This is a genomic window from Shinella lacus, from assembly GCF_010994755.1.
Lineage (GTDB): Bacteria > Pseudomonadota > Alphaproteobacteria > Rhizobiales > Rhizobiaceae > Shinella > Shinella lacus.
The window spans coordinates 425,226-438,318 of the sequence record NZ_WHSB02000001.1; the positions used below are offsets into that span (position 1 = coordinate 425,226).

12 protein-coding genes are annotated in these 13,093 nt (G+C 64.6%); 3 read left to right on the forward strand and 9 right to left on the reverse strand.

The genetic code is table 11. From position 1 onward, the window contains the following. From kduD to GB927_RS02000, 6 genes are all read right to left on the reverse strand, one after another. Entirely contained in the window at positions 1–756 is a 756-nt protein-coding gene (gene kduD / locus GB927_RS01975) for a 2-dehydro-3-deoxy-D-gluconate 5-dehydrogenase KduD (RefSeq protein ID WP_256114859.1), read from the reverse strand. Further along, complete coding sequence (kduI, locus tag GB927_RS01980; protein WP_256114860.1) at positions 753–1,595, reverse strand: 5-dehydro-4-deoxy-D-glucuronate isomerase; 843 nt, start codon at positions 1,593–1,595, stop codon at positions 753–755. Before kduI ends, kduD begins: the two co-directional genes overlap by 4 nt. A gap of 31 nt (positions 1,596–1,626) precedes the next feature. Then, the gene (locus GB927_RS01985) at positions 1,627–2,358 is read right to left on the reverse strand and encodes an ATP-binding cassette domain-containing protein (RefSeq protein WP_256114861.1); all 732 of its coding nucleotides are present in this window, start codon (positions 2,356–2,358) and stop codon (positions 1,627–1,629) included. After that, complete coding sequence (locus GB927_RS01990; protein WP_256114862.1) at positions 2,358–3,377, reverse strand: ABC transporter permease; 1,020 nt, start codon at positions 3,375–3,377, stop codon at positions 2,358–2,360. Before GB927_RS01990 ends, GB927_RS01985 begins: the two co-directional genes overlap by 1 nt. 69 nt (positions 3,378–3,446) lie before the next feature. Then, positions 3,447–4,397 (reverse strand): sugar ABC transporter substrate-binding protein, encoded by a 951-nt coding sequence (locus tag GB927_RS01995; protein ID WP_256114863.1) that lies wholly within the window; start codon positions 4,395–4,397, stop codon positions 3,447–3,449. A 120-nt stretch (positions 4,398–4,517) separates the two neighbouring features. Next, on the reverse strand, positions 4,518–6,032 hold the full coding sequence (locus GB927_RS02000; RefSeq protein WP_256114864.1) for an aldehyde dehydrogenase family protein: 1,515 nt from the start codon (positions 6,030–6,032) through the stop codon (positions 4,518–4,520). A gap of 124 nt (positions 6,033–6,156) precedes the next feature. On the opposite strand from GB927_RS02000, the gene GB927_RS02005 reads away from it, so the two are divergent. After that, positions 6,157–6,858 (forward strand): GntR family transcriptional regulator, encoded by a 702-nt coding sequence (locus GB927_RS02005; protein WP_256114865.1) that lies wholly within the window; start codon positions 6,157–6,159, stop codon positions 6,856–6,858. A gap of 7 nt (positions 6,859–6,865) precedes the next feature. On the opposite strand, the gene GB927_RS02010 is transcribed toward GB927_RS02005, so the two are convergent. Next, positions 6,866–7,882 (reverse strand): alcohol dehydrogenase catalytic domain-containing protein, encoded by a 1,017-nt coding sequence (locus GB927_RS02010; RefSeq protein WP_256115405.1) that lies wholly within the window; start codon positions 7,880–7,882, stop codon positions 6,866–6,868. A 5-nt stretch (positions 7,883–7,887) separates the two neighbouring features. Next, entirely contained in the window at positions 7,888–8,835 is a 948-nt protein-coding gene (choX, locus tag GB927_RS02015; RefSeq protein ID WP_256114866.1) for a choline ABC transporter substrate-binding protein, read from the reverse strand. A 102-nt stretch (positions 8,836–8,937) separates the two neighbouring features. Here choX and betI point away from each other — a divergent pair, with 102 nt between their 5' ends. Then, positions 8,938–9,576 carry a transcriptional regulator BetI gene (betI, locus tag GB927_RS02020; protein WP_256114867.1) on the forward strand — a complete coding sequence of 213 codons (639 nt, stop codon included), beginning with the start codon at positions 8,938–8,940 and terminating at the stop codon, positions 9,574–9,576. A 9-nt stretch (positions 9,577–9,585) separates the two neighbouring features. Here the strand turns inward: betI and GB927_RS02025 are convergent, their stop codons facing one another. Then, positions 9,586–11,373, reverse strand: a complete 1,788-nt coding sequence (locus GB927_RS02025; protein ID WP_256114868.1) for a diguanylate cyclase — start codon at positions 11,371–11,373, stop codon at positions 9,586–9,588. 214 nt (positions 11,374–11,587) lie between these two features. Here GB927_RS02025 and GB927_RS02030 point away from each other — a divergent pair, with 214 nt between their 5' ends. Next, positions 11,588–13,072, forward strand: a complete 1,485-nt coding sequence (locus tag GB927_RS02030; RefSeq protein WP_256114869.1) for an MDR family MFS transporter — start codon at positions 11,588–11,590, stop codon at positions 13,070–13,072. Positions 13,073–13,093 lie beyond the last annotated feature (21 nt).

Below are 13,093 nucleotides of genomic sequence, written 5' to 3' on the forward strand. Positions count from 1 at the left end.
TCAGCGGGCGAGCCATCCGCCGTCCACCGGCAGGATGGTGCCATGTACATAGTCGGAAGCCGGTGCCGCCAGGAAAACCGCAGCACCGATCATGTCGCCGGGCTTCGCCCAGCGGCCGGCCGGAATGCGCTTCAAGATGTCGGCACTGCGCTCCGCGTCGGCACGCAGCGCAACCGTGTTGTTGGTCTCGACATAGCCTGGCGCGATGGCGTTGACGTTGATGCCGCGCGCCGCCCATTCGTTTGCCATGAGCTTCGTCAGGCCGGCAAGGCCGCTCTTCGCCGCCGTATAGGATGGCACGCGAATGCCGCCCTGGAAGGAAAGAAGAGAGGCGATGTTGATGATCTTTGCCGGCCGCTCCGCCGCGACCGCCGCCTTTGCAAAGGCCTGGCACAGGAAGAAGACGGACTTCAGGTTGGTGTCGAGCACCGCGTCCCAGTCTTCCTCGGTGAAATCCAGCGCATCGGCGCGGCGGATGATACCGGCATTGTTGACCAGAACATCCGGCGTGGCGCCGGCCGTCAACGCCTGCGCGATGACGCCGGCTCCCGCGCCCGCCTGCGAAAGATCGGCCGTGATGGACAGGAAGGTCCGCCCGGCGGACGTCACGTCCGCCGCCGTATCCGTCATCGCCGATCGCCCCACGCCGACGATGTCGGCGCCGGCCTGCGCCAGCCCGACCGCGATGGCACGGCCGATGCCGGTATTGGCGCCGGTGACGATCGCCCAGCGGCCGGTGAGATCGAATATGGTCATAGAAGCGCGTCCATCGGCACCTTGTCCATGTCGGTGAAGCTCATATTGTCGCCGGCCATGGCCCAGATGAAGGCGTAACGCCCAGTGCCAGCACCCGAATGGATCGACCAGCCCGGCGACAATACCGCCTGGTGGTTCTTAAGCACGACATGCCGCGTCTCGCCCGGTTCGCCCATGAAATGGAAGATGCGCGTCGCCTCCTGCATGCCGAAATAAAGATAGACCTCCATGCGCCGGTCATGGACATGGGCCGGCATGGTGTTCCAGACCGAACCCGGCTCGAACATGGTCAGCCCGACGAGCAGCTGGCAGCTCTCGCAGACATCCGGGTGCACATATTGGTTGATGGTGCGCGCATTGGATTCCTCCGCCGAGCCGAGCACGACCTTCTTCGCCATCTCGCGGGTGATGTGCACGGTCGGGCAAACGCGGTGCGCGGGCGCGCTCAGGAAATAGAACAGAGCCGGAGCGGCCGGGTCACCGCTCGCAAAGCCAAGGGCGCCGCCGCCCATGCCGACATAGAGCGCTTCCTGGAAGCCGAGCGCATAGTCCTTGCCGCCGACGCTGACCGTGCCCGCGGCGCCGATATTGACGATCGCCACCTCGCGGCGGTCGAGAAAGCGTTCGGTGCCCGTCTCCGGCACGCTGTCGACCACCAGCGTGTTCGTCGTCGGCACCACGCCGCCGACGATCATGCGGTCGAGATGGCTGTAGGTGAGCTTCACCTCGCCGGGGCGAAACAGGTCCTCGATGACGAAGCCATCGCGCAGGCCCTTCGTGTCGCGCCTTGCGGCGTCCTGCGGCCCCACGGCCTGTCGTACAGATACGGAAAGTGTCACGGCGTTTGCCTCTTGTCTTTCAAAATGGGGGTCAGGTGAGCACGACATATTCGGTCAGCTGGTTGATCGTCGTGTCGGCCTTGTCGACGTCGAACACCTTGGTGCCGTGGCTCATGATCACGAACCGGTCGCAGACCTGATAGGCGTGGTAGATGTTGTGGGTCACCAGCACGCTGGAGACGTTTTCCGCCTTGAGCTTCAGCACCTGGTTCAGCAGTGCCTCCGTCTCGCGTACCGAGAGTGACGATGTGGGCTCGTCCAGCAGCAGCACGCGCTTCTTGAAGTAGACGGCGCGGGCGATCGCCACGGCCTGCTTCTGGCCGCCGGAAAGGTTGCCGACGAGCGTATCCGGGGAATCGATGCCCGAAATGTGCACGGCGTTCTGCAGCACGTCCATGGCGATCTCGCGCATCTCCGCCTGCCGAAGGAAACCGAAGCGGTCCGTCAGCTCGCGGCCCATGAAGATGTTGCGGGTGATCGAGAGGGAATCCACCAGCGCGGTATGCTGGTAGATCGTCTCGATGCCGGCATCCGCCGAATCCGAACGGCAGGTGAAGGCCGTCTTCTTGCCGTCGACGCTGAGGTAGCCCTCGGTCGGCTTGTGGATGCCGGAGATCAGGTTGACGGTCGTCGACTTGCCGGCGCCGTTGTCACCGAGCAGGCCCACCACTTCGCCCTCGCCGATATGGAAGCTGAGGTTCCGGAGCGCGGTGAGGGCACCGAAACTTTTCGAGATATTGTGCAGTTCGAGAAGGTTCGACATCACGCAAGACCCCGCCGCTCGATGAGATGGTTGAAGATGGCGGCCAGCACGATCAGCGTCGCGATGAACATGTCGAGATAGAAGCCGGGGGCGCGCAGCAAGAGCAGCACGTCCGTCATGGTGTGGATGAGCAGCACGCCGAGGAAGATGCCGATGATCGAGCCCCGGCCGCCGCGCAGCGACAGGCCGCCGATGACGCAGGCGGCAATCGCCTGGAGTTCAAGCCCGGCGCCCTGCCCCGGCTGCACGCTGCCGACGCGGGCCGTGGCTAGAATACCCGCCACCGCCGCCATGCCGCCGGCAATCGCGAAGGCGATGAGCTTGACGCGGTTCGTGTTGATGCCGATTGCGGTCGCGGCACCCGGATTGCCGCCCGTCGCAAAGACGTGATTGCCGAAGCGGTGGCGGTGCAGGAGCAGGTGGAAGCCGATGACGAAGAGCACGATCCAGATGAAGGCGGCGTTGACGCCCAGCAGCGTGCCGGAAAACAGGCTGGTGAAGATCGGCTCCGGATCAAAGCGCACCTGGACGGCGCCGTTATAGAGCAGCACGGCGCCGCGCCAGAACAGGAGGCCGCCGAGCGTGACGATGAAGGACGGCAGGCCGAAGCGCAGCGTGATATGGCCGTTGAGCAGGCCGATCATCACGCCGGCCAGGATGCCGAGCGGGGCGGCGATGAAGGCACTGACGCCGGCACCGACAAGCGTCGCCATCAAGACGGCCGTGAAGGTGTAGACGGAGCCGATGGAGAGGTCGAATTCTCCGGCGATCATCAGCACGCCAGCGCCGAGCGCCAGGCAGCCGAGCACCGGGATCGCCTTCATCAGGATCGTCAGGTTCTGCGGCGAGAGATAGCGGAATTCGTTGGGATAGAGCAGCGCACCGGCGATGCAGACGATCTGCAACGTCATGAAGACGAGGAAGATCGCGCCTGCGGGCATGCCCATGATCTGCTTGAGGATGGATTGTCTCTGGGTCCGCGACCGGGGCGCGGCACTGTCTGCTAGAATAGGGGTCACGGTCTGGCACTCGATCGTTTGGGACCAGGGAACCCGCCGGGCATGCCGGCAGGCTCCCTTTCAAGGCGATTAGCGGAAGCTGCCGATCAGCGGCTTGACCGAACTGATGCGCGACTTATCGAGGAAGGCGCCCTGCCCGGTGTCGATGTCGGTCGGGGTCAGGCCGTACTTCTTCGAGAGCGCGATCTGGGCGATCGGGTAGTAGCCCTGGAGATAGGGCTGCTGGTCCATGGTCGCGAACATCGCGCCGGATTCCACCGCATTGACGATCTCGACCGCAAGGTCGAAGCCGCCGAACGGAATGTTGATGCCGGCATCCTTGATGGCGCCAGCACCGACCGTGGAGGTGACCGAGCCGGTGCCGAACAGCGCCTTGACCGTCGGGTTGGCAATCAGGAACTGGGCCATAATGTTCTGGGCTTCCGCGGGATCAAGGCCGGCGCGGACTGTTTCCACCTTGATGCCGGCCTCCGTCATCGCCTTCTCGATGCCGCCGCCACGGGCGACCGCGAAGCTCGCCTCGGGGATTTCGCGCGGGTTGAAGACGACGTCGCCGGATTTCAGGCCGAATTCCTTGATCATCCGGTTCCCGAGCTCGTAGCCGGAGGCGAATTCGTTCATGCCGACATAGGCCTGGCGGCAATTGCCCTTGGCGCCGTCGAGGTCGTCATTGTTGAAACCGATGACGACGATGCCGGCCTTCACCGCCGCGCAGATGCTTTCGTCGAAGGCGTCCGACGAGGAGATGGCGACGGCGATGCCGTCGACGCCGCTCGCGGTCGCGCTCTCGATCAGGTCGTTCTGGCGCACCGGATCGTTGTTGGCATATTGCACGTCGAGATCGACGCCGAACTGGGCGGCCGCGTCTTGCGCGCCCTTCACCACGGGGTTAAAGAACTGGACACTCGGATCGAGGTAGATGATCATCGTGGCCTTGACATCCGCGGCAAGCGCCGTAGATGCCAGCATGGTGGTCAGGCCCGCGGCCAATGCAGCGGTTCTCAACCTGGTCAATTTCATTTGCGTATCCTCCCTTTGGATGTGCAATGCGGGTCCAAAAGACCCAAGTCTCGGCTGGCGGGCTCCGACCAAAGATCACGCCAGCCGAGATTTTCCTCCTCTCGCCACAGATGCAGCGGATTATGCGAACCAGGGCGCGGGGCGCCCGAGCGTGACGTGCACGCCCTTGAACTGGGAATATTCGTCAAAGCCGTAGCGGCCGAGTTCGCGACCGAGGCCACTCTTCTTGTAGCCGCCGATCGGCAGTTCCGGCGTGCCGTCGATCACGCTGTTGATCCAGCAGCGGCCGGCACGGATGCGGCGGATGCTCTGCAGCGCGGTTTCCAGATTGGTGGACCAGACGGAAGCCGACAGACCGAATTCGCTGGCATTCGCCATCGCGACGGCCTCGTCCGCCGTCTTGAACGTCAGCGTCGAGAGCACCGGCCCGAAGATCTCCTCCCGGGCAATCGACATGTCGGGCGTCACGCCGCCGAAGACCGTCGGCGCGTAATAAAGCCCGGCCTCCCTGCCGACCCTTTCGCCGCCGAGCAGCAGTTCCGCACCGGAGGCGATCCCGGCCTCCACATAGGAATGCACCTTGTCCGCATGGGCTTCGGAGATCATCGCGCCGATCTTGGTGCGCTCGTTCAGCGGGTCGCCGAAGGTCACCTTGCGCGAAATGTCGAGCAGGCGCTCCATCAGCGCATCGCGGATGCCTTCCTGCACCAGCAGCCGGCTGCCGGAAATGCAGCACTGGCCGGCATTGTGGTAGACGCCGTAGGCGATGCCATCGGCCGCGGCGTCGAGATCCGCATCGGCGAAGACGATCTGCGGCCCCTTGCCGCCGAGTTCCAGCCCGACGCGCTTGACGCTGCGGGCCGCGATCTCGCCAAGCTTGGTGCCGACGCGCACGGAGCCCGTGAAGGCGACCATGTCGACGCCAGGGTCTTCGGCCAGCACTTGGCCGGCCGGATCGCCATAGCCGGTGACGACATTGAACACGCCGTCGGGAATGCCGGCCTCGCGCGCCAGTTCCGCCATGCGGATCGAGGTACCGGAGGTGAATTCGGAGGGCTTCAGCACCACCGTGCAGCCGGCGCCGATCGCCCACGGCACGCGCTCGGAGGCGATGATGAACGGGAAGTTCCAGGGCGTGATGATGCCGACGACGCCGACCGCTTCGCGCAGCACAAGGCCGAGGCGGTCGTCGCCGATATTGTTGTGGCTCTGGCCTTCCAGCGCCCGGGCCTGCCCTGCCGCATAGGACCAGAGGTCGGCGCAAAAGCCGATCTCGCCGAGAGCCTGGACGATCGGCTTGCCGACCTCCAGGCTCTCGGCGAGCGCCAGCTCTTCCTGATGCACAAGAATAAGGTCCGCCACCTTGAACATCAGGCGCGAGCGCTCGGCGCCCGACATGCGCGGCCACGGGCCGGTATCGAAGGCACGGCGCGCGGCGGCGACAGCCAGGCGCACATCATCCGCTGAAGCCTCCGGCCAGGTGCCGACCACGGCGCCGGCATGGCCGGGGCTCACCCGATCGATCGTCTTGCCCGAGGCCGCGTCCACAGACTTGCCATCGACAAGCATCCGGTAGCGGGATTTAATGCCGAGGCGGGGATCACTGGAATCGGGTGCAATAAAATTGGACAGCAATATCTCTCCAAGGCCGGACACATGGCGCCGGCCCCTCCCTGTTCATCCGGTTTTAAGGCCACCGGATTTCTGTTGCGTTTGATCTGTATGGTACTGTATGGTGGTTTAAATTGGATGTCAACGCATGACGGCGGCGAAAGAGATGAACCTTGAATCCCTGAAGATCGACACCGGCGAAACAGCGGCGGCGCAGGTCGAGCGCGACCTGCGGGAGTCGATCATCCGCCTCGAACTCGCCCCCGGAGTGCGGCTTTCCGAACAGGAAATCGCGACCCGCATGGGTGTATCCCGCCAGCCGGTGCGCGAGGCGCTGATCGCGCTCGGCAAGTCGAAGCTGGTCGACATCCGCCCCAACCGGGGCACGGTCGTCGTGAGGATTTCAGCACGGCAGATGATGGAAGCGCGCTTCGTGCGCGAGGCGATCGAGACCGCGGTTGCGCGGCGCGCCAGCGAAACCTTCGACGCGTGGACGCGACGCAAGATCGATACGATCCTCGCCCGCCAGACCGCGGCGATGGAGGCGCACGACCACAACGCCTTCCGCCGGGAAGACGAGCAGTTCCACATCGCGATTGCGGAAGGCGCCGGCTGCGGCCTCGCCTGGAACGCCATATCGGACATCAAGGCCCATATGGACCGGGTCTGCAACCTGCAGCTCCGCCATCCCGATTCCATGACGCGGCTGATTTCCGAACACGAGGCGATCATCGCCGCCATCGACACGCGCGATGCCGATGCCGCCGCGGCCGCCATGCGGCGTCACCTCAACGGCATCCTCGCCGACCTGCCCCAGATCGAGGCCGATCACCCCGGCCTTTTCGAATGAGGGATCGTCAATAGCGTATGACGTAACGGCCCTTGGCCTGCCCGCTTGCGAGCGCCTCCAGCGCCTCGGTGGCGCGGGCGAGGTCGATTTCCTCGATCGGGTTGAGGAGCGGCTGACGGGCATGCATCGCGACGACCTCGCGCATCTCCTGCCGCGTGCCGACGCTGGTGCCGGTGATCGTGACGCCCGTCGCCGTCAGCCATTCCTGAACCAAGGGAACGGGCTCTGAAACCAACGCCGCAGCAACGATGCGGCCGCGCGGCCGGATCGACGCCACGATCGCCGCCCAGGTCGCGGGCGTCGGGGCAAAGTTGATCGCCGCGTGATAGCGCGCACCGCCGGCGAGATGGCGGTCGAGATCCGGACCCGCCGTCATCACTTCAGCCGCGCCATAGGAACGTGCATGCTCCAGCTTGGCCGGGTCGCGGTCCACCGCCAGCACATGAACACCCATGCGCGCGGCGATCTGCACCGCATAAAGGCCGAGGCCGCCGCAGCCGAACACCGCAAGGTGCTCGCCGGGCACCACCCCTGCCCGACGGATCGCACCATAGGCGGTGACGCCCGCACACATCACCGGCGCGGTGGCCAGCGGATCAACGTCGGCCGGCAGCGCGACGGCGAAGGCGGCATCCACCGCGACATAATCCGCAAAGCCGCCCGGCACGTTCAGACCATGTGCCCGCTGGTGCTGGCAGAAGGCCTCATGGCCATCCGAACATTCATCGCAGCGAAGGCAGGTATCGTGCAGCCAGGGCACGCCCACCGTGTCGCCCGCTGCCCAGCCCTCGACGCCTTCCCCGACCGCCTCAACCACCCCCACACCCTCATGGCCCAGGATAAACGGCTCCGGCGCATGCGGCGGCAACACGTCGCCCTTCCAGATATGCACGTCGGAATGGCAGATGCCGCAGGCCTTCAGGCGAACGAGCAACTGGCCGCGTCCGGCAACGGGCTGGGGCACCTGACGGATCTGCAAGGGTTCGCCATAGCCCGCCAGCACGGCGGCCCGCATCATGGGCATGGATGTCACTGGATGCCGAGCTCCGCCTTGACGGCGGCCAGTCCCGGCTTGCCGTCAAGCGTCACGACGTCCTTGAGCCAGGCATCGAGCTTTTCCGGATGCGCCTGCATCATCTTGATGGCCGCGTCCTTGGCTTCCAGCCCGTCGGTCATGATCATGTTCATGCCGGTGTTTTCGTAGTCGATGTCGAAGACGAGATTGCTGAAGAAGGCCGTGACGTTCGGGCACAGCTCCGGATAGCCCTTGCGCACCAGCGTGCGCACGGTCGCGCCCCCGAAATCGGGGCCGAATTCGGCATCGCCGTCGGCAAGATAGGCGATCTCCATGTTGACGTTCATCGGGTGCGGTTGCCAGCCGAGGAAGACGATCCATTCCTTGGCCTCGGCCGCCCGCTGCACCTGCGTGAGCATCGCGGCCTCGCTGGATTCCACAACCTCCCAGTCGCCCTCCAGGCCATGCGCCTTGGCTTCGACCATGTCGAGCAGCGGCTTGTTGGTGCCGGGCTCGATGCCGTAGATCTTATGGTCGAGCTTGTCGGCAAATTTCTGGAGGTCGTCGAAGGATTTCAAGCCGCCGTCGAAGACGTATTTCGGGACGGCCAGCGTGTATTTCGCGCCCGTCAGGTTGGTGGCGACGGGAATGACGGAACCGTCGTCGAAATAGGGCTTGTAATCGAGATCCTGCACGGGACGCCAATTGCCGAGGAACACGTCGATATCGCCATTGCGCATCGAATCGAAGGTGATGTTGAGGGCAAGCAGCGTCTGGCTGGGCTCGTAGCCGAGCGCGCCCAGAATGATCTCCGCCGTCGTGTTGGTCAGCGCGATATCCGTCCAGCCGAGATCGGAAAGCCGCACCGCCTTGCATTCCGGCGCATCGGCCGCGAATGCCGCATGGGCCGGCAGACATGCGGCACCGGCCGCGACGATCATCGCAAAAACTGTCCTGTTCATTGGCGTTCCCCTTGTGGTTTTGACAAAGGATACGGACGGTAATTTTTAAGACAAGCAAAAAATTGTTAAAGCGTACAAAAATTTGATCTGCTAGGGAAAACCATGCAGCAGAAGCCAAAGAAGCAGCGCACCCGCATCGAGGACGTCCGGCGCGTCGAACTGATCGACGCCGCCCATCGCATCTTCCTGAAGGAGGGTTTGCGCGGCCTGACGAGCGCAAAAATCTGCGCGGAGGCCGGCCTCTCGCAGGGCATCCTCACCTATTACTTCAAGGACAAGGAAGAGGTGCTCTTCGAGATGGTACGGATGAACAACCGCATCCTCGCCAACGAGATCGTCGGCAACCTGCGCCGCTCGCGCTGCGGCTGGGAGCGGCTCATCGCCCTTATCGACGGAAATTTTCCCGCACAGCGTTTCGACCAGCCCACGGCGAGCGCCTGGATATCGCTTTACTCAGAAGCCTCGCACAACGAGCGCTACGCGCGCCTGCTGCGCCCCTATTACCGCCGTCTCAAGTCCAATGTGTCGGATATCCTGAAGCCCCATCTCGGCCCGACCGAGATCGACCACTTCATCCGCGGTTTTGCGGCGCTCATCGACGGCCTCTGGCTGCGCCGCGGTCATGCGGATATCGACCTCCCGCTGGAAGCGGCCAAATCCATCCTGATCGACTATGCGCGAAACACGCTCGGCCCGGAACTGGTGCGCCAGTTGAACAGCGTGCGTGCGCCCGGGGTCTGACGGCGCGGATCAACTCTTCCGGTGAATGGCGCTTGCGGCAATCGCCCTGTCGCGGCCTTCCGCCTTGGCTTGCAGCAGCGCGGCATCCGCACGCGTGACAAGGGTTTCCACCGAGCCCTCCCCCGGCGACGCCGCCACCCCGACGGAGATGGAAACCGTGCCGAGGATCTGGCCGGCATGGGAGAGCGCGACGCTGCTGATCTTGTCGCGCAGCGTGTCTGCAAGCTCGATCCCCTCCTGTTCGCCGAGGAACGGCAGAAGGGCCGTGAACTCCTCCCCGCCGAACCGGAAGGCGTTGCCGGTCGGCGCGCAGGTTTCGCGCAGCGTCTGCCCCACGAACTGCATGACGAGATCGCCCGCATCGTGCCCGAACTGGTCGTTGAAGCGCTTGAAGTGGTCGATGTCGATCATCAGGCAGACCAGCGGTTCGCCGGCATGGTCCCTGGTGTGACGCTGCAAGGTTTCCTCCAGGAAGCGACGGTTGAAGAGGCCGGTCAGCGGATCGCGCACGGCAAGCGTCGTCAGCTTCTCCCGCAATTGCAGGTTCGCGATCGCCAGGCCGACATTCTCGGCAATCAGTTCGAGATAGAGCCGCGCGCCCAAGGGTCCGAGCGCGTCCTCGTCGCGTTCTTCGAGGGAGAGAAGCCCGATCATGTCGCCCTGCGCCGTCAGGGGAACGCAGAGCGCCGTCACGCCGGGCGGATCGAGGTGCTGGCAGGGCACATCGGACCCGTTGGCGCTGCTCTGGTGCGAGCGGCCGCGCCGCATGCTCCAGCATGCGGTGGCGGGAAAGACCGCCGCCGAATGTTGCGGATCGAGCCATGCCCCCGTGCGCACCAGCGACGTATTGCCTTCGTTCAGAATATAGAGGCCGCCGGCAAGGCCCGGAAAGATCTGCGGCGCAAACCGGACGACGACGTCGGTCAATTCTGCCTGGTTCTGGCACGCCTGCACGCGGTGCATCATCTGGAGAATGAGGTCCTTGGTGTGTTGGTCGGCGCGGCGCTCGGAATCAAGCCGCTCGCGCTCGATCAGGTTTGTCCGGAAGACGTCGATCGCCTCGTTCATCTCGCCGATTTCGTCGCCCCGCCGGTCGATAGGGAGCTCGACGGTGTAATCCTGCTTGGCGAGCCGGCTGACGATCCCCGTCATGCGCATCAGCGGCATCGCTACCCGTCGCCTCAAAACGAAATAAAGCACGGCGACGAACAGCGCACCCGTGACGGCAAGCATGATCTCGGCGGCGAGGCTCCACCAGTCACTGCGCGCGCGGGCAGCTTCAAGCTCCGACGTCGCACGCGTCGCCGTCAGGTCGCGAAAATGGGCAACCGTCTGGAGAAGGGCTTTCTGGACCCGTTCATGCTCCGCACCGAAGAGAACGCCCTGCGCAGCGACCTTGTCCCCACGTTGAAATGCCTCGACCGCAGCCACCTCGATCTTGTCCAGTTCCTCCGCGTCTCTCGCGACATCCGCCAGCGCCGCCACCTCGGCCGGCGTCAGTTTCTGCGCGCCGAGTTTCTGCGCGGCGTCCTCGCGGCGCCGTTCCGTCTGCTCTTCCGCGTGAAACGCCTGCAGGTGGCGCTCCTCGCCGCGCATCACGTAAAGCCGCGCCTCGTCGCTCCGCACCTCGGCGCCGAGTGCCAGTTCCTCGGCAAGCGTGTCGAGCGTCAGGTGCTCCTCGACCGCGACCCGTTCATGAAGGGCGCTGCGGGAAGACATGATGAAGGACGCACCGGAAAGCGCCGTCAGAACGACGGTGATGCCGTAGGCCCAATTGGTGATGGTAGTGATTCGCATCCCCGCACAGTGCCAGCCTCTGCTTGCGGGAGGATTAAGGAAATATTGCTGATTGTGCTGGGGCCGAAACCCGCCTGCATCGTACCGCTAATATACTCTATTCGATGGACTTTGCGGCAAGGAAGGTGCTTTACCGGTGTCCACGCACGAACAGGCGGCCGACTCGCCAGAGCCGACGGGCCAAAATCCAGCTGTCGACATCGGAATTGCAGGAATGAATGAAGCACGTCACCCGAGCGGAACGGTAACGGCGATACCCGCTTTGTCCGAGCCGGAAAAGAACGTCATCATCGCCGGTGTTCTCCTCTCCATGCTGCTCGCCGCGCTCGACCAGACGATCGTGGCCCCCGCCATGCCGACGATCGGCAGGGCGCTCGGGCACAGCGACTACCTACCGTGGATCGTCACGGGTTACCTCCTGACCGCCACCGCGATGGCGCCGCTTTACGGCAAGATCGCCGATGTGCACGGGCGACGTCCGACGATCTTCGCCGCCATCATTATCTTCCTCGTCGGATCGCTGATCAGCGCGCTGGCGCCCAACATGCTGACCCTGATCATCGGCCGCGCCGTGCAGGGGCTTGGCGGCGGCGGCCTGTTCGCGCTCTCGCAAACGGTGATCGGCGATCTCGTTCCGCCCCGCGAACGCGCGCGTTACGCCGCCTGGATATCCGGAACCTGGGCGGTGGCCTGCATCGCGGGGCCGCTGCTCGGCGGCACCTTCGCCGAGCATCTCCACTGGTCCCTGATCTTCTGGATCAACATTCCGCTCGGGCTGGCGGCGATGATGATCATCAACAACCCGCTGAAGAAGCTGCCCGCCATCACGCGCAAACACCGCATCGACGGTGCCGGCGCGGTGCTGCTCATCGTCGCGACGACGCTCCTGCTGCTCGCCCTCAACTGGGGCGGCAGCCGCTATTCCTGGGTCTCGCCCGTCATCATCGGGCTGCTGGGCGCTTCGGCCGTCATCTGGGCGATTTTTGCCCTGCGGCTGCGGCAGACGGCCGAGCCGCTGATCTCGCTCGAAGTGCTCGGCAATCCGATCGTGCGCTACGGAACCCTGGCCATGTTCCTGGTGCAGGCCGCCAATGTCGGCCTTTCGGTCTATATTCCGGTCTATGTGCAGTCGTTCCACGGGCTTTCCGCAAGCGGATCGGGCATCGCCCTGCTGGGCCTGTTGCTCGGCACCGTGCTCGGCGCGACGACCAGCGGACGGACGATCCCGCGTTTCACCCATTACAAAAGGATCGCGCTGGTCGGAGGCGTGATCAGCTTCCTCTGCCTGATCGCGCTCGCATTTCTCGCCGGGCGCACGTCGTTGCTCGTGCTGGAAGCTCTGACGGCGGGCGTGGGCTTCGGCACCGGCATGACCTTCCCGGTCGCGACCGTCTCCGTCCAGAACGCGGTCGACCAGGCGCATCTCGGCGTCGCGACGGGCGTCCTGACATTCCTGCGCTCCCTCGGCAGCGCGCTCGGCGTCGCGATCCTCGGCGCCATCGCGCTCGGCAACGGCCTGCCGCTCGGCGGCGAAGCCATCCAGACGGTGAGCACCGGCGTCACTTCGGCACTACCCTTCACCTATATTTTCCTCGCCTGCGCCGTCACGATGGCGCTGTCGCTCGTCATCTTCCAACTCATGCCGGAAAAGCCGCTGCGCGGCCGCGAAGACGGCGAGATGCCGCCTGCCATCGAATAAGGCGTCGAAGGAAGCCGACGT

What these genes read in the sequence shown, in the direction of transcription:
- kduD (WP_256114859.1), bottom strand. Translation starts at nt 756, where the DNA reads ATGACCATATTCGATCTCACCGGCCGCTGGGCGATCGTCACCGGCGCC.
- GB927_RS01985 (WP_256114861.1), bottom strand. Translation starts at nt 2,358, where the DNA reads ATGTCGAACCTTCTCGAACTGCACAATATCTCGAAAAGTTTCGGTGCC.
- GB927_RS01995 (WP_256114863.1), bottom strand. Translation starts at nt 4,397, where the DNA reads ATGAAATTGACCAGGTTGAGAACCGCTGCATTGGCCGCGGGCCTGACC.
- GB927_RS02005 (WP_256114865.1), top strand. Translation starts at nt 6,157, where the DNA reads ATGACGGCGGCGAAAGAGATGAACCTTGAATCCCTGAAGATCGACACC.
- GB927_RS02010 (WP_256115405.1), bottom strand. Translation starts at nt 7,882, where the DNA reads ATGCCCATGATGCGGGCCGCCGTGCTGGCGGGCTATGGCGAACCCTTG.
- choX (WP_256114866.1), bottom strand. Translation starts at nt 8,835, where the DNA reads ATGAACAGGACAGTTTTTGCGATGATCGTCGCGGCCGGTGCCGCATGT.
- betI (WP_256114867.1), top strand. Translation starts at nt 8,938, where the DNA reads ATGCAGCAGAAGCCAAAGAAGCAGCGCACCCGCATCGAGGACGTCCGG.
- GB927_RS02025 (WP_256114868.1), bottom strand. Translation starts at nt 11,373, where the DNA reads ATGCGAATCACTACCATCACCAATTGGGCCTACGGCATCACCGTCGTT.
- GB927_RS02030 (WP_256114869.1), top strand. Translation starts at nt 11,588, where the DNA reads ATGAATGAAGCACGTCACCCGAGCGGAACGGTAACGGCGATACCCGCT.